The organism is Agromyces sp. Marseille-Q5079, from assembly GCF_051016555.1.
Lineage (GTDB): Bacteria > Actinomycetota > Actinomycetes > Actinomycetales > Microbacteriaceae > Agromyces.
The window spans coordinates 392,035-414,883 of sequence record NZ_JBPEJF010000003.1 but is presented as its reverse complement, the minus strand read 5'-3'; the positions used below and the strand labels follow the sequence as shown (position 1 = coordinate 414,883).

General features: G+C 69.0%; 17 protein-coding genes and 2 rRNA genes. 4 read left to right on the top strand and 15 right to left on the bottom strand.

Annotated elements, in window-relative coordinates; all coding sequences use genetic code 11:
- Positions 1-571: 571 nt before the first annotated feature.
- Positions 572-1,762: ribosomal RNA gene (locus ACR3IO_RS09385) — 16S ribosomal RNA — on the top strand.
- Positions 1,763-1,806: 44 nt separating this feature from the next.
- On the opposite strand, the gene ACR3IO_RS09380 is transcribed toward ACR3IO_RS09385, so the two are convergent.
- Together ACR3IO_RS09380 and tyrS are read right to left on the bottom strand one after the other, a co-directional pair.
- Positions 1,807-3,326: ribosomal RNA gene (locus ACR3IO_RS09380) — 16S ribosomal RNA — on the bottom strand.
- A 698-nt stretch (positions 3,327-4,024) separates the two neighbouring features.
- Positions 4,025-5,326 (bottom strand): tyrosine--tRNA ligase, encoded by a 1,302-nt coding sequence (gene tyrS / locus ACR3IO_RS09375; protein WP_434070924.1) that lies wholly within the window; start codon positions 5,324-5,326, stop codon positions 4,025-4,027.
- 124 nt (positions 5,327-5,450) lie between these two features.
- On the opposite strand from tyrS, the gene ACR3IO_RS09370 reads away from it, so the two are divergent.
- Entirely contained in the window at positions 5,451-6,098 is a 648-nt protein-coding gene (locus ACR3IO_RS09370) for a DNA-binding protein (protein WP_434070923.1), read from the top strand.
- Between the two features lie 67 nt (positions 6,099-6,165).
- Entirely contained in the window at positions 6,166-6,771 is a 606-nt protein-coding gene (locus tag ACR3IO_RS09365; RefSeq protein ID WP_434070922.1) for a hypothetical protein, read from the top strand.
- A 74-nt stretch (positions 6,772-6,845) separates the two neighbouring features.
- Here the strand turns inward: ACR3IO_RS09365 and ACR3IO_RS09360 are convergent, their stop codons facing one another.
- The 12 genes from ACR3IO_RS09360 to ACR3IO_RS09305 all read right to left on the bottom strand — a co-directional run bounded on the left by ACR3IO_RS09360 (position 6,846) and on the right by ACR3IO_RS09305 (position 21,514).
- The gene (locus ACR3IO_RS09360) at positions 6,846-7,511 is read right to left on the bottom strand and encodes a DNA-3-methyladenine glycosylase (RefSeq protein WP_434070921.1); all 666 of its coding nucleotides are present in this window, start codon (positions 7,509-7,511) and stop codon (positions 6,846-6,848) included.
- An 8-nt stretch (positions 7,512-7,519) separates the two neighbouring features.
- Positions 7,520-8,989 (bottom strand): argininosuccinate lyase, encoded by a 1,470-nt coding sequence (gene argH / locus ACR3IO_RS09355; protein WP_434070920.1) that lies wholly within the window; start codon positions 8,987-8,989, stop codon positions 7,520-7,522.
- A complete protein-coding gene (argF, locus tag ACR3IO_RS09350) occupies positions 8,986-9,921 on the bottom strand; it encodes an ornithine carbamoyltransferase (protein ID WP_434070919.1) in 936 nt (311 codons plus the stop codon). Before argF ends, argH begins: the two co-directional genes overlap by 4 nt.
- A gap of 49 nt (positions 9,922-9,970) precedes the next feature.
- A complete protein-coding gene (locus ACR3IO_RS09345; RefSeq protein WP_434070918.1) occupies positions 9,971-11,164 on the bottom strand; it encodes an acetylornithine transaminase in 1,194 nt (397 codons plus the stop codon).
- Complete coding sequence (gene argB / locus ACR3IO_RS09340) at positions 11,161-12,072, bottom strand: acetylglutamate kinase (RefSeq protein ID WP_434070917.1); 912 nt, start codon at positions 12,070-12,072, stop codon at positions 11,161-11,163. The genes ACR3IO_RS09345 and argB overlap by 4 nt, the downstream gene beginning before the upstream one ends.
- A gap of 2 nt (positions 12,073-12,074) precedes the next feature.
- Complete coding sequence (argJ, locus tag ACR3IO_RS09335; protein WP_434070916.1) at positions 12,075-13,226, bottom strand: bifunctional glutamate N-acetyltransferase/amino-acid acetyltransferase ArgJ; 1,152 nt, start codon at positions 13,224-13,226, stop codon at positions 12,075-12,077.
- Positions 13,223-14,266 carry an N-acetyl-gamma-glutamyl-phosphate reductase gene (gene argC / locus ACR3IO_RS09330; protein ID WP_434070915.1) on the bottom strand — a complete coding sequence of 348 codons (1,044 nt, stop codon included), beginning with the start codon at positions 14,264-14,266 and terminating at the stop codon, positions 13,223-13,225. The genes argJ and argC overlap by 4 nt, the downstream gene beginning before the upstream one ends.
- Before the next feature lie 269 nt (positions 14,267-14,535).
- Entirely contained in the window at positions 14,536-16,239 is a 1,704-nt protein-coding gene (locus tag ACR3IO_RS09325; RefSeq protein WP_434070914.1) for a dipeptide ABC transporter ATP-binding protein, read from the bottom strand.
- Positions 16,236-17,096: an ABC transporter permease gene (locus ACR3IO_RS09320; RefSeq protein ID WP_434070913.1), complete on the bottom strand. Its 861-nt coding sequence runs from the start codon at positions 17,094-17,096 to the stop codon at positions 16,236-16,238. The genes ACR3IO_RS09325 and ACR3IO_RS09320 overlap by 4 nt, the downstream gene beginning before the upstream one ends.
- Positions 17,093-18,040 carry an ABC transporter permease gene (locus ACR3IO_RS09315; RefSeq protein ID WP_434071173.1) on the bottom strand — a complete coding sequence of 316 codons (948 nt, stop codon included), beginning with the start codon at positions 18,038-18,040 and terminating at the stop codon, positions 17,093-17,095. The genes ACR3IO_RS09320 and ACR3IO_RS09315 overlap by 4 nt, the downstream gene beginning before the upstream one ends.
- A gap of 97 nt (positions 18,041-18,137) precedes the next feature.
- Entirely contained in the window at positions 18,138-19,787 is a 1,650-nt protein-coding gene (locus ACR3IO_RS09310; protein ID WP_434070912.1) for an ABC transporter substrate-binding protein, read from the bottom strand.
- An 11-nt stretch (positions 19,788-19,798) separates the two neighbouring features.
- Positions 19,799-21,514, bottom strand: coding sequence for an amidohydrolase (locus tag ACR3IO_RS09305; protein ID WP_434070911.1), 1,716 nt, complete (start codon positions 21,512-21,514; stop codon positions 19,799-19,801).
- Positions 21,515-21,700: 186 nt separating this feature from the next.
- Here ACR3IO_RS09305 and ACR3IO_RS09300 point away from each other — a divergent pair, with 186 nt between their 5' ends.
- Positions 21,701-22,396 (top strand): TetR/AcrR family transcriptional regulator, encoded by a 696-nt coding sequence (locus ACR3IO_RS09300; RefSeq protein WP_434070910.1) that lies wholly within the window; start codon positions 21,701-21,703, stop codon positions 22,394-22,396.
- A 27-nt stretch (positions 22,397-22,423) separates the two neighbouring features.
- Here ACR3IO_RS09300 and ACR3IO_RS09295 read toward each other — a convergent pair whose 3' ends face one another.
- Positions 22,424-22,828: a DUF1801 domain-containing protein gene (locus ACR3IO_RS09295; RefSeq protein ID WP_434070909.1), complete on the bottom strand. Its 405-nt coding sequence runs from the start codon at positions 22,826-22,828 to the stop codon at positions 22,424-22,426.
- Positions 22,829-22,849 lie beyond the last annotated feature (21 nt).

The following is a 22,849-nucleotide window of genomic DNA, read 5'->3' as shown; positions in this document are numbered from 1 at the left end:
CGCTCCGTGCCAGATCCCGGTCGAAGCCGGCATCTCGAGTGCACCGCTGTTCAGCCGAGGTCGGACCGCTCGTCACGAGGTGCGCACACCGGAGGAAGCGCCGCCCCGGCGCCGACCGGATCGGGCGCGACTGGGTGTTTCCGGCCGTCTGGTCTGGGGTTGTGGTGGGGTGTGGGTGCGACACGCCCGGGGTGTGTGGTGGACGGTGTGGGGTGGGGGGTGGGGATTGTAGATTTGTTGCGGCGATCTCGGTTCGTCTCGTCAAATAAATTCAGGTTTGCACCCCCGGTGATTTCAAGCCTACACTCAGGTGCCGGCTTACGCCGGTTTCCCGGAGTGCGGACGTGGCTGGGGTCCCAGTGTTTTTGCGCGAGGCGGTTTGGTTATGGCGGCTGGCGTGGTGGCCGTCCCGAAGGCTGCGGGTTCGGCTTGAGACACAGCGTGCTCAGTCTCGGCAGTTTCACGCCGTCATTTATCGAATTTCAGCCTGCTTCCGGGGTGGGTATGACTTTTTGATTGATGGATAATTTGATTTTATAGTCGTCCGGACTCCTCGGGGTGTTGGGAACCATTTTTTGAGAGCTTGACTGGCTCACCGCCGGCGGCGTGCTTAACATGCAAGTCGAACGATGAACCCGAGCTTGCTCTGGGGATTATGGCGAACGGGTGAGTAACACGAGCAATCTGCCCTGACTCTGGGGATTTGTTGGAAAAACGACGTCTGCATGATCTGCGAAAGTTTTTCGCCCGGGGACGGACTGGCCTACCGTTTGCCGGCGGCAATGGCTCGTCGACGGTAGCCGGCCTGAGACCGGCCACACCGGGATCGAGACACGGCTCCAGCAAGTAGCAGTGGGGAATACGACAATGGGCGCAAGCCTGACAGGCCGCGTTTGATGGCCTTCGGGTTCGTAAACCGCTTTTAGCAGGGGAAGAAGGGGCTTGACGGCACCTCGAGCGACGCCAGCAGCCGCGGTAATAGCGGGCAGCTGTCCGGAATTATTGGGCGTGCAAAGGCCCGGGGGCGGTTTGCTGCGTCTGCTGTGAAATCTGAAGTGGGCCTCCAGTTTTAGTAGCCGGGCAGCGGTGGAAATGCAGATATCGAACACTGATGGCGAAGGCGCCCGCCAGGGGTACTGATGCGCTGAGGAGCGAAAGTGGGGGAGCGAATATAGATACTTCTGAAGTCCACGCCAAATGTTGGGCGCTGGGAGAACTGTTTCCCGTGTCGCAGCCAACGCATTAAGATAGCCCCGCAGCGGCCGCAAGCGTTGCAACCGGGGGCCTGCACTGCGGCGGAGCATGTGATTAATCTGATGTGCAAGGCGAAGAACCTACCAGTTTTGATGACCGAGAACGCCGCAGAGTCGTGGAACTTTTGGATCACTGCCGGCAGGTGGTGCATGTTGCCTTCGCGCCGTGATTGGGCCAGTTTCCGCAACGAGCGCACCTCTTCAGCACGTAACTGCGGGGAACTCCCATGTGAGATCCTGGTGGAGCGGTAGGATGATGTCATCATCATCTAAACGGCTTTCACGCATGCGTGTAAGGCGGAGCGAACAAAAAAGCCGGTCCAGTCTGGATTGAGGTCTGCACCCGACGTTGTAATCGCAGATCAGCAACGCCGTGGTATCATGTTTCGGCCTTACCGCTTCCGCCATGAAATGGCTGAGCCGCGGTGGCCCACCCATTTTCGTCGGCGGGATCGGCGAGGACTGTCGTAACAAGTCGTACCGGTGCTGCGGCTGGATCAATCTCCTTTCTATGAGCAACTCAGGAACCTGGAAAGTTCCTGAGTTGCTCCAGAAAGGAGGTGATCCAGCCGCACCTTCCGGTACGGCTACCTTGTTACGACTTAGTCCTAATCACCGATCCCACCTTCGACTTGCCCCCTCCACAAGGGTTAGGCCACCGGCTTCGGGTGTTACCGACTTTCATGACTTGACGGGCGGTGTGTACAAGGCCCGGGAACGTATTCTACCGCAGCGTTGCTGATCTGCGATTACTAGCGACTCCGACTTCGCGAGGTCGAGTTGCAGACCTCAATCCGAACTGAGACCGGCTTTGGGATTCGCTCCGCCTTACGACATCGCAGCCCTTTGTACCGGCCATTGTAGCATGCGTGAAGCCCAAGACATAAGGGGCATGATGATTTGACGTCATCCCCACCTTCCTCCGAGTTGACCCCGGCAGTCTCACATGAGTTCCCACCATTACGTGCTGGCAACATGCGACGAGGGTTGCGCTCGTTGCGGGACTTAACCCAACATCTCACGACACGAGCTGACGACAACCATGCACCACCTGTAACCGAGTGTCCAAAGAGTTCCACATTTCTGCGGCGTTCTCGGTCATGTCAAGCCTTGGTAAGGCCTCGCGTTGCATCGAATTAATCCGCATGCTCCGCCGCTTGTGCGGGCCCCCGTCAATTCCTTTGAGTTTTAGCCTTGCGGCCGTATCCCCAGGCGGGGCGCTTAATGCGTTAGCTACGACACGGAAACCGTGGAAAGGTCCCCACATCTAGCGCCCAACGTTTACGGCGTGGACTACCAGGGTATCTAACTGTTCGCTCCCCACGCTTTTTGCTCCTCAGCGTCAGTTACGGCCCAGAGAACTGCCTTCGCCATCGGTGTTCCTCCTGATATCTGCGCATTCCACCGCTACACCAGGAATTCCATTCTCCCTACCGCACTCTAGTCTGCCCGTACCCACTGCAGGCTGGAGGCGAGCCTCCAGATTTCACAGCAGACGCGACAAACCGCCTACGAGCTTCCTTACGCCCAATAATTCCGGACAACGCTCGGATCTCTCTACGTATTACCGCGGCTGCTGGCACGTAGTTAGCCGGTCCTTTTTCTGCAGGTACCGTCAAGCCGAAGCCCTTCTTCCCTACTAAAAGCGGTTTACAACCCGAAGGCCGTCATCCCGCACGCGGCGTTGCTGCATCAGGCTTGCGCCCATTGTGCACATTCTCACTGCTGCCTCCCGTAGGAGTCTGGGCCGTGTCTCAGTCCCAGTGTGGCCGGTCACCCTCAGGCCGGCTACCTGTCGACGCCTTGGTGAGCCATTACCTCACCAACAAGCTGATAGGCCGCGAGTCCATCCCAGACCGAAAACTTTCCCACCCCAGATCATGCGATCCAGGGTCCTATCCGGTATTAGACGTCGTTTCCAACGCTTATCCCAGAGTCCAGGGCAGGTTACTCACGTGTTACTCACCCGTTCGCCACTAATCCCCCAGAGCAAGCTCCGGGTTCATCGTTCGACTTGCATGTGTTAAGCACGCCGCCAGCGTTCGTCCTGAGCCAGGATCAACTCTCCAAAAAAAATGGTTCCCAACACCTAAAGGGCGTCAGGGAGTTTGTTCACTGACAGAGAAACAACTGACTATAAAAATCAAATTGTCCATCAATCAAAGGAATCCATACCCACCCCTGAAAAGGAGCAGGCTGGGGTTCAATAAATTGGCATTGAACATAGTGCACGCTGTTGAGTTCTCGTAAGAAACGGACGCACCCGAACCAGACAACCTGCACCAGCGGCCCGACCTTCAGGGCAACCTGTCAACCATACCACCAACCAAACCGCACCAGAACACAAGGCCCCGAACTACGATCACACTCCCAGAAACCAGCCCAAAACAAGCCAGCACACAAGAGAAGGTGGAGATCCGATCTTAGACTTGAAATCACCGAGTCGCAAACGCGCCTACGAGGTTATTTGGCTGAGATCTTCACCACACGAACCAGATCAACTCCAGCCCGCCGCGGCGACAAGAGAAAATCTACAATCCCCCACCCCACCCACACAAATCCACCACACACCCCGGGCGTGTCGCACCCACTTGGAACACCACAACCCCAGACCAGACGCGAATTCGCCCGATCCCGGCGCCACGACCGTTGCGGACGACAGGGTGGAGACCTCCGATCGCCGACCGTCCCGACCTCAGCCGGGCACGACGCAGAACGGCCCCGCTCCCCCTGCGAACAGGATGGGCGGGGCCGTTCCGACGTGGTGCCGGCTATTCGACGAAGATGCCGGCGAGCGTCTTCTTGCCGCGACGCAGGACGGCCATGCCACCACGAGCCACGCGGCCCTCGATGGTCGCGGTCTCATCCTCGATCTTGACGTTGTCGAGCGAGACGCCGCCCTGGGCGATCGCCCGCCGCCCCTCGCTCGCGGACTTCACGAGACCGGTGTCCACGAGCAGTTGCGCGATCGGGGCATCGGGAGAGGTCGTGGTGTTGGGCAGCTCGCGAAGGGCCGACTCGAGCGTCGCCTCGTCGAGCGCGGCGAGATCGCCCTGCCCGAAGAGCGCCTCGGACGCCGCGATGACGGCGGCCGTGGCATCCGCCCCGTGCACCAGGGTGGTGACCTCGTTCGCGAGCGTTCGCTGCGCCTCGCGGCGGAACGGCTCGCTTTCGACGAGCGCCTCGAGCTGTTCGATGCGCTCGCGCGAGAGGAACGTGAACACCTTGAGGCGTGAGATCACGTCGGCGTCGTCGGTGTTGAGCCAGAACTGGTAGAAGCGGTAGGGGCTGCACATCTCGGCGTCGAGCCAGATGGCGTTGCCCTCGCTCTTGCCGAACTTGGTGCCGTCGGAGTTCGTGATGAGCGGCGTGCCGATCGCGTGCACGCTGCGGCCCTCGACGCGATGGATCAGGTCGGTCCCGCTGGTGAGGTTGCCCCATTGGTCGCTGCCGCCGGTCTGCAGCACGCAGCCGTACTGGCGGAAGAGCTCGAGGTAGTCGAATCCCTGCAGGATCTGGTAGCTGAACTCCGTGTAGCTGATGCCGGCGTCGGAGTTGAGTCGCGATGCGACCGCGTCCTTCTTCAGCATCGTGCCCACGCGGTAGTGCTTGCCGATCTCGCGCAGGAAGTCGATCGCGCTGAGGTCGCCGGTCCAGTCGAGGTTGTTGACGAGGCGCATGGCGTTGCCTCCCTCGACGGAGACGAACCGACTCACCTGGCCCTGCAGGCGACCGACCCACTCGACCACGGTCTCGCGGGTGTTCAGCGTTCGCTCGGCCGTCGGCCGCGGATCACCGATGAGGCCCGTCGAGCCGCCCACGAGGCCGAGCGGCCGGTGTCCGGCGAGCTGCAGCCGACGCATGACGAGCAGCTGCACGAGGTTTCCGAGGTGCAGGCTCGGCGCGGTGGGGTCGAACCCGCAGTAATACGTGATCGGATCGCCGGCGAGGAGTTGCTTCAGGGCGGACTCGTCGGTGGAGACGTGCACGAGGCCGCGCCAGCGGAGCTCCTCCCAGACGTCCTCGAAGGAGTCGTCGTTGTGCTGGGATGCGAGGATCACGGGGTCTGACACGGGTGCAAGGTTACCAGCGCAGGCCACTCCGCCTTGGTCAATGCTCCACCCTTTACTCGACTGGATTCATGTTGTAGCCTTGATTCATCAAGATCAATGCCAGGGCATTCATCAGGGAGGCATCGTGTACGTCGTCACCGCCGATCAGGTCGCCAGTCGCCGCCATCCCGACCGCGCCGCCGCGTTCATCGGCGCCGTGGCGTCGCGGCACCGAGCGGCCCTGGCCCTGCCCGCCGATCAGACGGCCGGCGACGAGGTGCAGCTGATCACCGAGTCCGCACCCGCGGCCCTCGCGATCGTGCTCGACGCCACGCGCGACGGCCACTGGAGCGTCGGACTCGGCATCGGCGAGGTCCGTACGCCGCTTCCCGACGCGGCGCGCAAGGCGAGCGGGACGGCGTTCATCGCCGCCCGCGAGGCCGTCCAGGCGGCGAAGCGGGCCGACGGACGCTTCGCGCTGCGCGCGGCATCCGCGATCCGCACCGAAGGCGACCGACCCGGCGACGACCTCGATGCCGCAGAGGTCGAGGCGCTCATCCGCCTCGTGGTCCTCCTGCGCGAGCGCCGCAGCGACCTCGGCTGGGAGGTCGCCGACCTCGCACGGGCAGGGCACCTGCAGAAGGACATCGCGGCCATGCTCGGCGTGAGCGCGGCCGCCGTCAGCGCCCGACTGAAGGCCGCGATGTGGCGCGCCGAGGCCGACGCCCTGCCGGTGCTCGAGCGATTGCTCGCGGGCCTCGACACCGGGACCGGACGCGCCGGGTCGTCCTGAGCCGCGCACGTCGGTCGTCCTCGCTACGCTGATCGCATCCGCCCTGCCGGCCTCCCGAAGGAGCCCCGTGTTCGATCTCACCGCCGTCGCCGACACCGTCGCGTCGACCGTGCTCTTCCTCTCGCTCGCGGGAGCCGCGGCGGTCTCGGTGATCGCCTACCTGCGACCGAGGGCGCTGTTCGTCTGGATCGCGACCGGTGCCCTCGCGGTCGCGCTCATGTGCGCCTCGACGCTGTCGGCTCCCACCGCCGGCGGGTTCGCGCCGCTCCTCACGATCCTCGCGCTCACCGTCGCCGTCTTCGGCGGCAGCCCCGCCGCGGGCACCGCACTGCAGCTCGCGATGGGCACCAGCGTGTCCCCCGGCATCCACGGCGGCATCCTCATCACGACCAAGCCCACCACCGACGCCGAACGGCAAGGGCTCGTCGCCACCCCGCAGCACGAGGTCCTCCGAGGGGGGCGCGTCATCGGCATCCTCGAACGCGTCGCCGCGGCGGGCTCCATCGTCGCCGGGTTCCCAGAGGCCCTGGCCATCATCGTCGCCGTCAAGGGCGTCGGCCGATTCACCGAGCTCGAGGCGGCCGAGGCGCGCGAACGCTTCATCATCGGCACGCTCGCGAGTCTGATCTGGGCCTGCGCCGCGGGCCTGGTCGTGCATCTCGCCGTTCGCTGACGCCGAGGCCGCACGGCCGCCGCTCCCGTCGCGGCGGGTATTCGCGTCTCGCGGATCCGACGGGCGCTCGCGTCTCAGTCGTGCGACTTCGCGTGCCGGCGATAGGCGGACACACCCGGCTCGCCGGCGATCCAGAACCGCCACGGATATGCCGCTCCCCCACCTGCGCCGCTGATGCCCGTGCGCGGACCGGCCTCGAACGAGACGGGCCGCTCGGGCACGCGCAGCGAGAACGGCGGCGCGAGCAGGTCTGCACCGCTCGCCCGCAACGGCACCCCGAGCGCGACCGCGAGCCGCGCCGGACCGCGCGCGAGATCGCGATCGGATGCCGCGCCTCGCCGCTCGCGCGCGAGGTCGAGGCCCTCGACGACGGTGCCACCGCGCAGCAGGACGGCGGACGCCGTGCCCTCGTGACCGGCGACCACGTTGAGGCACGTGTGCATGCCGTAGGTGAAGTACGCGTACAGGTGCGCGGCCTCGCCGAACATGACCGCGGTTCGCGGCGTCATGCCGCGGAACGCGTGCGAACCGGGATCCTCGCCGACACCGCGGTAGGCCTCGACCTCGGAGAGGCGCACCGAGACCCGGCCTGCATCCGTCTCGAGCGAGAGGATCGCGCCGAGCAGCAGCGGCGCGAGCTCGACGGAGTCGCGCGCGAAGAACTCGCGCCCGACGACGAGGCCCGGCCCGGTCCCGCCGCCCGGAGACGGCGGGACGCGATCGAGGCCGGGGCGCGGCATCCGCTCGGTCAGTTCGCCGTCGTCGGCAGCCCGGCGACGAGGTGGCGCACGCGGTCGGCGAGCCTGGAGAACTGCTCGGCGACCCGGTCGGGGGCGGTACCGGAGACGCCGTCGCGGCTCGCGACCGAGCCCTCGATGGTGAGGACCGCGCGGACGTCGGGGGTCAGGTGCGGCGAGACGGCGGCCAGCGCCGCATCGTCGACCTCGTCGAGCCCGAGCGAGTGCTCCTCGGCGTAGCGCACCAGGGCGCCCGTGATCTCGTGCGCGTCGCGGAACGGGACGTGGCGCTTCACGAGCCACTCCGCGACATCGGTGGCCAGCGAGAAGCCCGCGGGCGCGAGCTCGGCCATGCGCTCCGTGTGGAACGTGAGCGTGGCGATCATGCCGGTGAAGGCCGGCAGCAGCACCTCGAGCGTCTCGACCGAGTCGAAGACGGGCTCCTTGTCCTCCTGGAGGTCGCGGTTGTAGGCCAACGGCAGCGCCTTGAGCGTCGCGAGCAGGCCCGTGAGGTTGCCGATGAGTCGGCCGGACTTGCCGCGAGCGAGCTCGGCGATGTCGGGGTTCTTCTTCTGCGGCATGATCGACGAACCGGTCGAGTAGCCGTCGTGCAGGGTGACGAAGCCGAACTCGCGGGTGTTCCAGAGGATGATCTCTTCGGCGATGCGGGAGAGGTCGATGCCGATCATCGCCGTCACGAACGCGAACTCGGCGACGACGTCGCGGCTGGCGGTGCCGTCGATCGAGTTCTCGGACGGGGCGGCCAGGCCGAGGTCACGGGCGACGGATGCCGCGTCGAGGCCGAGCGTGGACCCGGCGAGGGCGCCGCCGCCGTAGGGCGAGACATCCGCTCGCTTCGTCCAGTCGACGAGGCGGTCGAGGTCGCGCGAGAGCGCCCAGCCGTGCGCCAGCAGGTGATGGGCGAGCAGCACGGGTTGCGCGTGCTGGAGGTGGGTGCGCCCCGGCATGATCGCCGTTCGATGGGCATCGGCCTGCGAGGACAGGGCGTCGATGAGGTGCACGAGCAGCTGCCCGATGGCGGCCGCGTGATCCTTCAGGTACAGGCGAACGAGCGTCGCGATCTGGTCGTTGCGGCTGCGGCCGGCACGGAGCTTGCCGCCGAGCTCGGCACCGACGATGCCGATGAGCGCGGCCTCGAGCGCGCCGTGCACGTCTTCGTCGGCGTCGCCGGCCACGATCTCGCCGCTCGCGACGCGCTCCTCGAGCGTGTCGAGGCCCGCCAGCATCGCGGCGAGCTCCTCGGCGTCGAGGTACCCGGCGGCCGAGAGTGCTCGGGCGTGCGCCCGCGAGCCGGCGATGTCGTACGGCGCGAGCTGCCAGTCGAAGTGGGTCGACTTCGACAGCGCCTGCAGCTCGGGCGACGGCCCGCTCGCGAAGCGGGCGCCCCAGAGCGATCCCTCGTTGGTGCCGTGCGGTTCGGCGGTGCCGGCAGGGTCGGTGGGTTCGGTGGGTTCGGTCATCGTGCGTCCTCCTGGTGGGCGAGCAGCCAGACGAGCAGGGCCTTCTGCGCGTGGAGCCGGTTCTCGGCCTCGTCCCACACGACCGACTGCGGGCCGTCGATGACGGAGGCCTCGACCTCGTAGCCGCGGTATGCCGGAAGGCAGTGCAGGAAGATCGCGTCGGCGGATGCCTCGGCCATGAGTGCGTCGTCGACGCCGAAGCCGCCGAAGACGGCGATGCGCTCGGCCTTCTCGGCCTCCTGGCCCATCGAGATCCATGTGTCGGTGACGACGACGTCGGCGCCGCGCGCGGCCTCGCGCGGGTCGGTCGTGACGAGCACGGAACCCCCGGTCTCGGCGGCGATGCGACGCGCGTCCTCGACGATGTCGGCACGCGGGGCGTAGTCGGCCGGAGCGCCGATGCGCACGTGCATACCGGCGGTGGCGCCCGCGAGCAGATAGGAGTGGGCCATGTTGTTCGCGCCGTCGCCCACGTACACGAGCGACCGTCCGGCGAGGTCGCCGAAGCGTTCCTTCACGGTGAGCAGGTCGGCCAGCAGTTGGCACGGGTGGTAGTCGTCGGACAGGGCGTTGACGACGGGAACGGTCGTGCCCTCGGCCATCTCCTCGAGCCCGGACTGTGCGAACGTGCGCCACACGATCGCCGCGACCATGCGCTCGAGCACGCGCGCCGTGTCGGCGACGGACTCCTTCGCGCCGAGCTGGCTGTCGCCCGAGGCCGTGATGAGCGGGACCCCGCCGAGGTCGGCGATGCCGACCGAGAATGAGACCCGGGTGCGGGTCGAGGTCTTGTCGAAGAAGACGGCGACCGTCTGCGGCCCCGCGAGCGGGCGCTCGGCGAACCGGTCGCCCTTGAGCCGGAGCGCGAGGTCGAGCACCTCGGCCTGTTCGGCGGGCGACAGGTCGTCGTCGCGGAGGAAATGGCGGGTCATGTGGTTCTTTCCGTTCGGTGGGTCGGTCGGGCCGACGCGTCGGTTCGGGTCAGGAGAGCTCTCGCGCGACGACGTCGAGCGCGGCGGCGAATCGGTCGGCGAAGAGGTCGATCTCGGCGTCGCCGATGATGAGCGGGGGCGCGAGGCGGATCGTCGAGTCGTTCGCCGCATTCACGATGAGCCCGTGCTCGAGGGCCGCCGCGGCGACCCGTGCGGCGACGGGTTCGGTCAGCGCGACGCCGATGAGCAGGCCCCGCCCGCGCGTCGCCGCGACGAGCGGCGAGCCGATCGCCTCGATGCGCTCGCGCACCTGCGGGCCGCGCCGTGCAGCGTTGCCGACGAGGTCGGCGCGCTCGATCTCGCCGAGCACCGCGTTCGCGACCGCCGTCGCGAGCGGGTTGCCGCCGAACGTCGAGCCGTGCTGCCCCTTGGAGTACAGGTCGGATGCCGCGCCGAACGTGACGAGTCCGCCGATGGGGATGCCGCCGCCGATGCCCTTCGCGACCGTGATCGCATCGGGCGTGATGCCCGCGTGCTGGAACCCGAACCACTCGCCCGTGCGGCCGGCACCCGTCTGGATCTCGTCGACGATGAGCAGTGCGCCGTGGCGCCGGGTCAGCTCACGCGCCGCCACGAGGAAGCCGTCGGGCAGTTCGACGACGCCGGCCTCGCCCTGGATGGGCTCGACGATGAGCGCCGCCACGGCGTCGTCCATCGACGCCTCGAGCGCCTCGATCGTGGCCGGGATGTGCTCGACTCCGCCGGCGAGCGGTTCGAACGCCTCGCGCATGTGCGGCTTGCCCGTGAGCGCGAGCGACCCCATGGTGCGGCCGTGGAAGGCGTCGACGAGCGCGAGCACCCGGGTGCGGGCGCCGCCCGAGTTGTTCAGTCGGGCGAGCTTGAACGCGGCCTCGTTGGCCTCGGCGCCGGAGTTGCCGAACCAGGCCCGGCCGTTCTCGCCGGCGCGGGCGAGGCGCACGATGCGCTCCGCGAGTTCGAGCGCGGGCTCGGTGGTGAAGTAGTTGGACACATGCGCGAGGGTGGCCGCCTGGCGGCTCACCGCCTCGACGAAGACCGGGTGCGCGTGCCCGAGGGAATTGACCGCGATGCCGGCGAGGAAGTCGAGGTACTCGCGCCCCTCGTCGTCCCACACCCGGGCGCCTTCGCCGCGTTCGAGCTTCAGGAGCGGCATGCCGATGGAGCGCATGACGCGCCGGTCGAACCGCTGCTGCCAGGCGTTCATGCGGCCACCACCTCGGTGCCGATGCCCGCGGGCGTGAAGATCTCGAGCAGGATCGAGTGCGGCACCCGGCCGTCGATGATGGCGGCCTTCGCGACGCCGCCCTCGACGGCTTCGAGGCACGCCGCCATCTTCGGGATCATGCCGGACTCGAGCGTCGGCAGCAGCCCGGCGAGCTCGGCGGAGTCGATCTGCGACACGAGCGAGTCCCGGTTCGGCCAGTCTCGGTACAGGCCCGCGACATCGGTCAGCACGACGAGCTTGGCGGCGCCGAGCGCGACCGCGAGCGCCGCCGCGGCGGAGTCGGCGTTCACGTTCAACGACTGCCCCGAGTTGTCGGCGTCGGGCGCGATCGAGGAGACCACCGGGATGCGGCCGGCCTCGAGCTGGGCGATCACGGCGGCCGGATCGACCTCGACGACGTCGCCGACCTGGCCGAGGTCGACCTCGACGCCGTCGACCACGACGCCGCGACGGCGACCGCGGAAGAGCCCGGCATCCTCGCCGGAGAGCCCGATCGCGAGCGGCCCGTGCTCGTTCACGAGGGACACGAGCTCGCGGTTGACCTGACCGGAGAGCACCATGCGGACCACGTCCATCGCCTCGGGAGTCGTGACCCGGTAGCCGCCGCGGAACTCGCTCTCGATGCCGAGGCGGTCGAGCATCGACGAGATCTGGGGGCCGCCCCCGTGCACCACGACGGGCTTGATGCCCGCGTAGCGGAGGTAGACCATGTCTTCAGCGAAGGCCCGCTGCAGCTCGGGGCTGACCATCGCGTTGCCGCCGAACTTCACGACCACGGTCTCGCCGTGGAACCGCTTCAGCCATGGGAGGGCGTCGATGAGGACATGGGCCTTGGCCGATGCCGAAGCCTCGGCGTCGGCGGCATCCGTCTGTGCGCGTGTCTGCATCATCAGCTCGCGTACGCGCTGTTCTCATGCACGTAGTCGTGCGTGAGGTCGTTCGTGAGGATGGTGGCGGATGCCTCGCCCGCGTGCAACTCGATGAGCACGTGCGTCGAGCGCGGCGTCAGGTCGACCTGCTCGCGCGGCGCGTCGGGGCGACCCGAGTGGCACACCCGCACCCCGTTCATCGAGACGTCGACGAGGTACGGATCGAACGGCGCCTGCGTGGTGCCGATGGCCGCGAGCACCCGACCCCAGTTGGGGTCGTTGCCGAAGATCGCGGCCTTGAACAGGTTGTTGCGGGCGACCGAACGACCGACCTCGACCGCGTCGTCTTCGGTGACCGCCCCGCGCACCTCGATCGCGATGTCGTGGCTCGCGCCCTCGGCGTCGGCCTGCAGCTGCTCGGCGAGCGACCGGCAGGCCTCGGTCACCGCGGCGCGGAACGCCTCGCGCTCGGGCACGACACCCGATGCCCCCGACGCCAGGAGCGTCACCTGGTCGTTCGTCGACATGCACCCGTCGGAGTCGAGACGGTCGAACGTGACCCGCGTCGCCGCCCGGAGCGCGGCGTCGAGCGCGTCGCTCGGCAGGTCGGCGTCGGTCGTGAGCACCACCAGCATCGTCGCGAGGCCCGGCGCGAGCATGCCCGCACCCTTCGCCATGCCGCCCACGCGCCATCCGCCGCCCTCGACCACGACGGTCTTGGGCTTCGTGTCGGTGGTCATGATCGCGCGGGCCGCGTCGTCGCCGCCGTCACCGGACAGCCGCGCCGCGGCGGAGAGCACGCCCTCCTCGAGCACCTCGCCGTCGAGCTGGTCGCCGATGAGGCCGGTCGAGCAGACGAGCACGTCGCCCGCGGCGACGCCCAGTGCGGATGCCGCGGCCTCCGCCGTGCGGTGCGTGACCTGGAAGCCCTCGGGCCCCGTGAAGCAGTTGGCGCCGCCCGAGTTCAGGACGATCGCCGAGACCACGCCGTCGAGGATGACCTGCTCCGACCAGAGGATCGGATTGGCCTTCGCGCGGTTCGAGGTGAAGACGGCCGCCGCCGCCGAGGACGGTCCGCGGTTGACGACGACCGCGAGGTCGAGCGCTCCCGAGCGCTTGATGCCCGCGGCGATGCCCGCGGCGTCGAAGCCGGCGGGAGAGGTGACGGTCACGGAGCGACTCCATTCATGGGAAGACCGGTGGATTCGGTGAGGCCGAGCGCGATGTTCGCCGCCTGGATCGCGGCTCCGGCCGTGCCCTTGACGAGGTTGTCGACCGCGGCGACGACGACCACGCGGCCGGCGGCCTCGTCGATCGCCAGCCCGATGAGCGCCGTGTTCGCACCCTGCACGTCGGCCGTGCGCGGGAACTGCCCCTCGGGCAGCAGCTGCACGAACAGCTCCCCCGCGTAGGCGTCCTCCCAGGCCGCGCGGACCGTCGCGGCATCCGTGCCGGGCACGATGCGCGCGGTGGACGTCGCCAGGATGCCGCGGCTCATGGGCACGAGCACGGGCGTGAACGAGATCGTGGGCGCCGCGGCGCCCGCCCACCGCAGGGCCTGCTGGATCTCGGGGATGTGGCGATGCGAGCCGCCGACCGCGTACGGGTTGGCGGAGCCGAGGATCTCGGCCGCGAGCAGGTTCGTCTTCAGGCTCTTGCCCGCACCCGACGGGCCGACGGCGAGCACCGACACGAGGTCGCGATCCTCGATGACGCCCGCGCGGATGCCGGGGGCGAGCGAGAGCGCGACGGTCGACGCGTTGCAGCCGGGCGCGGCGATGCGGCGAGCGCCGGTCAGTCGTTCGCGCTGCGTGCCGGACAGCCGGGGCAGTTCGGGCACGCCGTAGGCCCAGGCGCCATGGTGCTCGCCGCCGTAGAAGGACGCCCAGTCGTCGGAGGACTCGAGCCGGTGGTCGGCGCCGCAGTCGATCACGAGCGTGTCGGGCGAGAGTTCGGCCGCGATCGCGCCGGACGTGCCGTGCGGCAGCGCCAGGAAGACGAGGTCGTGGCCGGCGAGCGTCTCGGCCGTCGTCTCGCGCAGCGTGAGGTGCGTGTACGAGCGCAGGTGCGGCTGCACCGAGACGAGGGATTGGCCGGCGTTCGAATGCGCCGTGACCGTTCGCACCTCGAATTCGGGATGGTCTGCGAGGAGCCGAAGGATCTCTCCTCCGGCATAGCCGGACGCGCCGGAAACGGCGACGGAGTACGTCATGGAATCCACCTTATGGTCTGAACGAGCGGGGCGATGTTCCGGCGACGCCCCGCGTCAGACCTCAGCCTGCCGCAGGGGTCGCCGAGATTCGGCGCTCGCCACGGCGTCGGTCGGCCACGATCGAGACATGCGCGAGGCATGCGATCGAGGAGGACTCGGCGGCGGACATGGCTCGACCCTACCCGCGCGGCGAGCGCGGCCGCAAACCGGCCGCGCTCGCTCCCCTCCCGCTCGGACTGTTCGCGGCTCCTCGCCGCCGTCCGCGACGCTCACGACGCGATGGTGAGGACCTCCGTCTCGCCGGCGGGCTTGGGTACCGAGTCGATCAGCAGTCGCGTGTACGGATGCTGCGGGGCGTCGAGGAGTTCGGCGGTGGCACCGCGCTCCACGATCTCGCCGCGGCGCATCACGAGCACCTCGTCGCACACCCGGCGCACGACCGCGAGGTCGTGGCTGATGAAGAGCACGGTGAGCCCCCGCTCGCGACGCAGCTCGGCGACGAGGTCGAGCACCTGTGCCTGCACCGAGACGTCCAGGGCGCTCGTCGCCTCGTCCATGACGAGCACGTCGGGTTCGATGGCCAGGGCTCGCGCGATCGCGACGCGTTGGCGCTGACCACCCGAGAGCGTGCGCGGCCTGGCATCCGCGTGCGCGGCCGTGAGTCCGACCTGTTCGAGCAGGTCGCCCACCCGCGACCGCGCGGAGGCACGGTCGCGGACGGCGTGGAGTCGAAGCGCGTCCTCGATGGCCCGGCCCGCGGTGATGCGGGGGTCGAGCGAGAGGTACGGGTCCTGGAAGACCATCTGGACGCTGCGGGCATGCGCGAGTCGCTCGGCCCGACCACGCGGAACCGAGGCGCGGTCCCGGCCGGCGATGAGGAGCTCGCCGCCGTCGCTCGCCTCGAGGCCGACGATCATGCGGGCGAGCGTGGACTTGCCCGATCCCGACTCCCCGACGATGGCGAGTGCGCCGCCGCGGGCGAGGTCGAAGGAGGCCTCGACGACCGCCTGCACCGGCGGCTTGCCCCGACGGTGATACGTCTTGGCGAGCCCGCGAGCCGAGAGGATCGGGGCATCGCCGGCGACGGCTGACGCGCCGGGTGCGGCTGCCGGGACCGACCCCGGCTCGGGCGCCGCGGCGACGGACGCGACGGCGACCGCGGCGGCGGCCGCGGCATCCGCGGTGCTCGCGTCGCGACCCGGGACGAGCGTCGGCGTCGCGGCGACGAGGCGGGCCGTGTACTCGGCCTGCGGCGCGGTGAACACCTGCAGCGCCGGCCCCTCCTCCTCGACCCGGCCCGCCCGCATGACGACCACGCGGTCGCAGATCGAGGCCGCCAGGTTGAGGTCGTGGGTGATGAACAGCATGCCCATGCCGCGGGCGTCGCGCTGGTCGGCGAGCACGCGGATGATCTCGGCCTGCGTCGTGACGTCCAGCGCGGTCGTCGGTTCGTCGCAGACGAGCAGCTTCGGCGAGCTCGTGAGGGCGCCGGCGATCATCACGCGCTGCAGCATGCCGCCCGAGAACTCGTGCGGATACTGGCGCAGGTGCTCCTCGGGGCGCGGCAGTCGGACGGCGGCCAGGAGCTCGAGCGCCCGAGCCGTGGCATCCGCGCTCGAGAGCCCCTCGCAGAGGCGCAGGGTCTCGGTCATGTGGTCGCCGATGGTGCGCATCGGGTTGATGCCCGACCTCGGGTCCTGGAAGATCATCGCGGCCGAGTGCCTGCGGAGCGCGAGGATGTCGCGGCCGCTCGCGCCGATCACCCCGTGCCCGTCGAGTTCGATGCGACCGCCGAGCCGCGACCGGTCGGGCGTGAGCCCGATGACGGCGCGCGCGGTCAGCGACTTGCCCGACCCGGACTCGCCGACGAGGCCGACGGTCTCGCCCGCCGCGACGGCGAGCGAGATGCCGTGCAGCAGCCGGGTGCCGTTCTCGAGGTCGAGGGTCAGGTCGGAAATCTCGAGCAGGCTCATGCGGGGATCCCCCCTCCGATGCGATCGGAGAGCTCGTCTCCGATGATGTTGACGGCCACGACCACGATGACGACCGCGACCGCGGGCACGAGGGCGGGCAGGAATGCGCCGGCGAGGATGCCGGACTGGGCCTCGTTGATCATCGCGCCCCAGTCGGGCGTCGGCGGCTGCACGCCGAGGCCGAGGAAGGACAGGCCCGCGAGTTCGGCGAGCACGTAGCCGAAGTTCAGCGTGGACTGGGCGCCCACGATCGGCGTGACGTTGGGCAGCACCCGTCGGAACGCGATCCAGCCGCCGCCGAAGCCCTGCACCCGGTAAGCCGACACGTAGGGCCGGTTCACCTCGGCCTTCACGAGCGACCTGGTCAGGCGCGCCACGAACGGGGCGTACGCGATGCTCATCGCGATCACCGGGGCCACGAGCCCCTTGCCGAACAGGGCGACGGCCATGATCGCGAGGAGCAGCGACGGGAACGCGAAGAGCACGTCGAACACCCGCCCGAGCACGGCGTCGATCCACCCTCCGCGCCACCCGGCGATGAGGCCGAGCACCATGCCGACGATCGTCGAGCCGATCACCACGAGCAGTGGGCCGAGCAGCGCGGTCCGTGCACCGTAGATGAGCCGGCTGAGCAGGTCGCGGCCCAGTCCATCGGTGCCGAGCCAGTGCGCGGCGCTCGGCGGTGCGTTGACGGCGAGCAGGTCGATCGCGTCCGGCGGGTAGGGGGCGACGAAGGGGGCGAAGATCGCCGCGAGCGTCATGGCGCCGAGGACGCCGACGGCGACCGCGAAGGACAGGTCGGGACGGCGCACGCGCGGCGAGCGCAGCACCTGGACGGCGAGGGTCGGCGTCGTCATCGCGCACCCGCCCCGGCCGCCGAGCGCGGATCGATCCACGGCTCGGCGAGGTCGACGATCGCGTTCACGACGACGAACGCGGTGACGATGAGCATCACGATCGCCTGCACCACCGGGAAGTCGAGCCGGTCGACGGACTGCACGAGGAGCGAGCCGATGCCCGCGAGCCCGAACGCCGCCTCGACGATCGTGCTCGCCACCAGGAGGCCGGCCACGAGGACGCCGCTCACCGTGAGGATGGGGCCGAGCGCGTTGCGGACCACGTGCCGGCGCACGACCGTGCCCCGGCGCAGGCCGCGGCTCGTCGCCACCTCGACGTGTTCACGACCGAGCTGCTCGACCATGGAGGAGCGCGTCACCTTGCCGACGAGCACGATGAACACGATCGCGAGCGCGATCGACGGGAGCACGAGGTGGTAGGCCATGTCGGCGAATCCCTCCCCCGACCCGAAGGTCGGGAACCAGCCGAGCTGCACGGCGAACACCGAGATGAGCACGATCGAGCCGACGAAGGACGGGATCGCGCTCAGCACGGTCAGTCCGACGAGCGTCGCCCGGTCGAGGGCGCGACCGCGGTTCAGCGCGGCGACGATGCCCGCCGAGACGCCGATGACGGCGATGATGAGGCCCGCCATCACGACGAGCATGAGCGTGACGGGCAGGCGTTCGGCGATGACGGTGGAGACATCCTGCCGATACTGCAAAGATCGGCCGAAGTCGCCGTGGATCGCGCCGGCGAGCCAGTGGAGGTACTGCTGCCACGGGGGCAGGTCGAGCCCGTACTGCTCGGTGACCTGTGCGATCGCCTCGGGACTCGGCTGCCGTCCGCGGAGGAGGAAGCTCACGGGATCGCCGGGAACGATGAACCGGGAGAAGAACACGAGCAGCGACGCCAGGAACAGCGTCAGCACGAGGCCGCCCAGTCGGCCGGCGATCCGGCGGATGCCGCCGGAATACCGACCCGGGGCGGCCGGCGCTGCCGGATCGAGCGGGGGGACCGCCCCGGTCGCCGAGGGAGTCGCGGCGACCGGGACCGTGGACCTATCGGGCGCCAATGGTCGCCGCCCACGGGTAGTACAGGAACGCGATCGACGGGGCGACGCCCGTGATGCGCTCACCGACGAACACCGGCATGGGGCTGGTGTACAACGGCAGCCAGGGCAGCTGGTCGTTGGCGATGTGCTGCAACTCGCTCGTGAGCTTCGCCCGTGCCTCCGGGTCCGCCGTGCCGACGGCCTCGGTCGCGATCTCGTCGAAGTCGGGGTCGCTCCACTCGCCGTAGTTGCTGAACTCGCCGGTGCGCAGCACCCCGTACATCTCCAGCGGGTCGGGGCTGGAGAGGTACCAGACCGTGTAGAAGAGGTCCACGCCCTCGCGCGCGCTCGGGTCCGAGAAGAGGGCCGTGTAGGCGTTGGGCGTGACGGTCTTGATCTCGGCCTCGAGGCCGATCGACTGCGCGGCGGCCACGGTCGCCTGCGACACGACGGTGAAGTCGTTGCTGATCGGGGCGGTCGCGATCACGATCTTCTCACCGGTCGCGCCGGCCTCCTCGACGAGCTTCTTCGCCGCCTCGATGTCCCGCGGGTACTCCTCGAGATCGCTGAACGCGTCGGTGCGGGTCTGCTCGGATGCCTCTCCCCAGACGGACTCGGTCGTCAGCGCGTTGGACACCGAGCCGTAGCCCTTGGCGGCGGCCTCGAGGATGCCTTCGCGGTCGAGTGCCATCATGAGCGCCTTGCGCACCCTGGGGTCGCTCAGCGGCCCATCGGTGTCGGAGACGATGAGGTCCGACGTGGCCGTGCTCAGGCCGAAGTAGACCTCGCCGGCACCTGACGCCTGGAGTTGCGCGATGCCGTCGGTGGGGATCATCCAGCTCCCGTCGACGTCGCCCGACTTCAGGGCGTTGATGCGGGCGTTGGCATCGTTCATGAAGACGAAGCGCACCTCGCCCGACTTCGCCTTCAGCGTGTCGTCCCAGTAGTCGTCGTACCTCGTGAGGGTGATGGACTCCCCCGACTTCCACTCAGTCAGCTCGAACGGACCGGTGCAATTGACGAGTCCGGTCGAGTTGCCGTAGTCGGCGCCCTTCTCCGCGAGCGTCGCCGCGGACTCGATGACGCCGGCCGAGCCGCCCATGCCCTGGTTGAACTGGGAGTCGGGGATCGCCGTCGTGACCGTGACCTCGCGGTCGCCCGTCTGCTCGATCGACGTGACGTTCTGGTAGACCGAGAACCACGACGACCCGACCGCGGGGTCGATGTGGCGACTCATCGAGGCGACGACGTCGGCGGCGGTGAGCGGCGTTCCGTCGTGGAAGGTCACGCCGTCCCTGATCTGGTAGACCCACGTCGTCGGGCTCGACTGCTCGTAGGACTCGGCGATACCGGGCGTGAGCGTGTAGTCGGGATTCAGCCGCAGCAGCGATTCGCAGACGTTCGACAGCACCATGTTGTCGGCGTAGTCGAACGCGTACGCGTAGTCGAGCGAGTACGGCTCGCCGTAGTTCGCCCAGGTGAAGGAGTCGATGTCGCCCGAGGGCGCCGCGGTCTGCGCGGTGAGCTCCCAGTCGGGCGCCGACGCCTTCGGCGTCGTCTGCGGCGTGCACGCGGTGAGCGCCAGCGCGCCCGCCGCGAGACCGGCGATGAGCAGGATGCCGCGTCGTCGGCCGATACGGGATCGGAATGTGGTCATGATGGGGCTCCTCAGCGGGTGGGGGTGGGGATTCCGGGCGCAGCGGCGGGGTCGGCGAGGCGGGTCTCGTCGCCGTCACGGAGGTAGACGGGTTCGCCTTCGATCCACGTCGAGGCCACCGCGGCGAGATGCAGGTCCTCGTCGGGAAGGGCGAACGGGTTCGGCTCGATGACCACGAGGTTCGCGAGGTACCCCTCGCGCACGTACCCGGTGTCGTGATCGCGGTGGTTCACGTACGCGCTTCCGGAGGTGTACGCGGCCATGGCCGTCTCGAGGTCGAGTCGCTGGTGCGCCCCGCCGAGCGGTTCGGCGTCGAGCTCGGGCGCGACCCTCGTGACGGCGATGTGGATCGCGGCCAGCGGGTCGGCCGAGGACACGGGCCAATCGCTGCCCGCAGCCAGGCGGGCGCCGTCGCGCACGAGGTCGCCGAACGGATACTGGCGCGCCTCGGCGCCATCCTGGAGGAACGGCAGCGTGAGCACGTCGATCTGGCTCTCGTGGGTCGCCCAGAGCGCCTGCAGGTTGGCGACCGCGTCGAGTTCGGCGAATCGGGCGGTGTCGGCTTCGGCGACGACCTGGAGGTGGGCCAGGTGGTGTCGGCCGTCGCTCGCCCCGTTCGCGGCGCGAGCCGACTCGATGGCGTCGAGCGCCTCGCGCACGGCCCGATCGCCGAGCGCGTGGAAGTGGACCTGCATGCCGGCGGCGTCGAGCGCTTCGACCGCACGCCGCAGAACCGTGGGATCGACGAACGAGATGCCGCGGTTCGCGGTGTCGTGGCCGTGCGCATCGCGATACGGCGCGAGCATCGCGGCGGTCTGGTTCTCGGCGACGCCGTCGACCATGATCTTGACGGTGCCGAAGGAGAGCCGCTCCTCGTGCCCGCGCCGAGCGATCTCATCGCGCAGCTGCAGCATGCCCTCGACCTGCTCGAGCCCTCCGGAGCGCTCCCACCACTGAGCGCCGACGACGTGCGCGCGAAGGGCGCCCTCGTCGACGGCCCGCAGGTAGGCGCCGGTCGGGTCGGAGATGCCGGCCGACTCGCCGGCGACGAGCGCATCCTGCCAGCCGGTGATCCCGAGCGAGAGCAGGAGCTCCTGGGCACGGAGCAGTCCGCGGTACGAGAGATCCTCGCTGCCGACCGGACGGACCTCGGCGAAGAGATCGCTCGCCCCCTCGTGGAAGGTTCCCGCGGGCGTCCCGTCGGCCTCGCGTTCGATACTTCCGTCGGCCGGGTCGGGGGTCTCGGCATCGATGCCGGCGAACCGGATCGCGGTGGTGTTCGCCCAGGAGCTGTGGTGGTCGCGGCTCATGAGGAGCACCGGGCGGTCTGGCACGACCGCGTCGAGCAGGGCGCGGACAGGCGCTCCCCCGACGAAGTGGTCCATCGACCAGCCGCCGCCGAGGATCCACGGCTCATCGGGGTTCGCGGCCGCGTAGGCGGCGACCGTCTCGACCGCGTCGGCGGCATCCGTCGCGCCGGTCAGGTCGCACTGGAGCAGTTCCACGCCGCCTCCGACGGGGTGGATGTGGGCGTCCTGGAATCCAGGCGACAGCAGGGCGCCGTCGAGCTCGACGACCTGCGTGTCGGGGCCGACGAGGCTCGCCGCCTCGGCCTCGGGCACGATCGCGGCGATGCGCCCGCGCCAGATGCCCACGGCGTGGTCGTGCAGGGGCGAGCCGGATCCGGTGAACACGGACCCGCCGGTGAATAGGACGTCGACAGCCACTTCGCCTCGATTCTTCGTTGTGTGTGGTGGCGACAGTAGCCGCCGTCGGAGTTCGCGTCAACAGTGTTGACAGCACCGTTGTCCAATTCGTTATGCTGGCCGACGAGACGCACGCCCGACCCTCCGCCGAGGGCCGCCGGCGCGTGACAGGATGGGTCCCACCCACGCGAACCGAAGGCAGATGCGATGATCACCGCGAGCGAACCCAATCGCCATACCGCAGCGGGCGGCGGCGCGAAGGTGCGCCTCGATCGCGACACGATCCTCGCCACCGGCCTCGAACTCGCCGCCGACACGGGCGCGACCTCCATCTCGGTCCGTGAGCTCGGCGCCAGGCTCGGCACCGACCCCACGGCGATCTACCGGCACTTCCGCAACAAGGAAGCGCTCATGCAGGCGCTGCTCGACGAACTCAACGCGCGCTCCGTCGCCGCGGTCACGGCCGAACCCGACCAGTGGCGCGAGCGACTCCGGCAGCTCGCGGCCGCCACCCTCGCCTCATTCACGACCTACCCGGCGATCGCCGTCGAGGCGGTGGTGCTGACCACGCACGGCCCCGGCGAACTCGATGCCGTCGAGCTCATGCTCGACGCGTTCGCCCGGGCCGGGCTCGCCGACGACGAACTCGTGCGCCACTACGCCCTCATGGCCTCGCACGTGCTCTCCACGGCAGCCGGCATCGCCCGCGGCCGCAGCGGACGGACGTCGGGCGAGGAGGAACCGAGCCCCTGGTTCGACGGACCGATCCTCGCCGACCCCCGCACGCATCCGCGCGTCGCAGAACTCAGCGTCAAGATCGTCGGGCTCGAAGACCGCGACCTCTTCATGCTCGGCGTCGAGGCCGTCATCCAGTCGGCCGAGCGCGCCGCCGCAGCCCACTGACACGGCGTCGACGGCGGATGCCGCGACTCAGCCCCGCGCGTGGATCCAGGACCGGTCGATCAACGAGGCCAGCACGTCGAGGTCGACGTTCGACAGGCGACCGACCCAGAGGCATCCGGCCCCGACCTTGACCTTGCCGAGGCGCTCGACGAGGGCCTCGCCGCCCGGGATCTGGAGCCCGTAGAGCGACACGTTCGCCTTGCGCGGCGAGAACCCGAGGATGGGCCAATCGCCCTCGCGCCCCGTCTCGTACTTGTAGTGCTGCACGCCGTAGCCGACGATCGACGGCCCCCACATCACCGCGTCGGTGTCGGTCACACGATCGAACAGCTCGCGGAGGGCGTATCCGTCTTCGCGGCGACCCGCCGGCTCGACGGCGTCGAGGAACTCGGCGACGGATGCCCCGGTCGGAACGGTCTTCGGTTCGGCCATGGTTCAGGGTATCGCCGGGTC

Coding starts and splice junctions, on each gene's coding strand:
- ACR3IO_RS09360 (WP_434070921.1), bottom strand. CDS start 7,511: ATGCCGCGCCCCGGCCTCGATCGCGTCCCGCCGTCTCCGGGCGGCGGG.
- argH (WP_434070920.1), bottom strand. CDS start 8,989: ATGACCGAACCCACCGAACCCACCGACCCTGCCGGCACCGCCGAACCG.
- argF (WP_434070919.1), bottom strand. CDS start 9,921: ATGACCCGCCATTTCCTCCGCGACGACGACCTGTCGCCCGCCGAACAG.
- ACR3IO_RS09345 (WP_434070918.1), bottom strand. CDS start 11,164: ATGAACGCCTGGCAGCAGCGGTTCGACCGGCGCGTCATGCGCTCCATC.
- argB (WP_434070917.1), bottom strand. CDS start 12,072: ATGCAGACACGCGCACAGACGGATGCCGCCGACGCCGAGGCTTCGGCA.
- argC (WP_434070915.1), bottom strand. CDS start 14,266: ATGACGTACTCCGTCGCCGTTTCCGGCGCGTCCGGCTATGCCGGAGGA.
- ACR3IO_RS09325 (WP_434070914.1), bottom strand. CDS start 16,239: ATGAGCCTGCTCGAGATTTCCGACCTGACCCTCGACCTCGAGAACGGC.
- ACR3IO_RS09320 (WP_434070913.1), bottom strand. CDS start 17,096: ATGACGACGCCGACCCTCGCCGTCCAGGTGCTGCGCTCGCCGCGCGTG.
- ACR3IO_RS09310 (WP_434070912.1), bottom strand. CDS start 19,787: ATGACCACATTCCGATCCCGTATCGGCCGACGACGCGGCATCCTGCTC.
- ACR3IO_RS09300 (WP_434070910.1), top strand. CDS start 21,701: ATGATCACCGCGAGCGAACCCAATCGCCATACCGCAGCGGGCGGCGGC.
- ACR3IO_RS09295 (WP_434070909.1), bottom strand. CDS start 22,828: ATGGCCGAACCGAAGACCGTTCCGACCGGGGCATCCGTCGCCGAGTTC.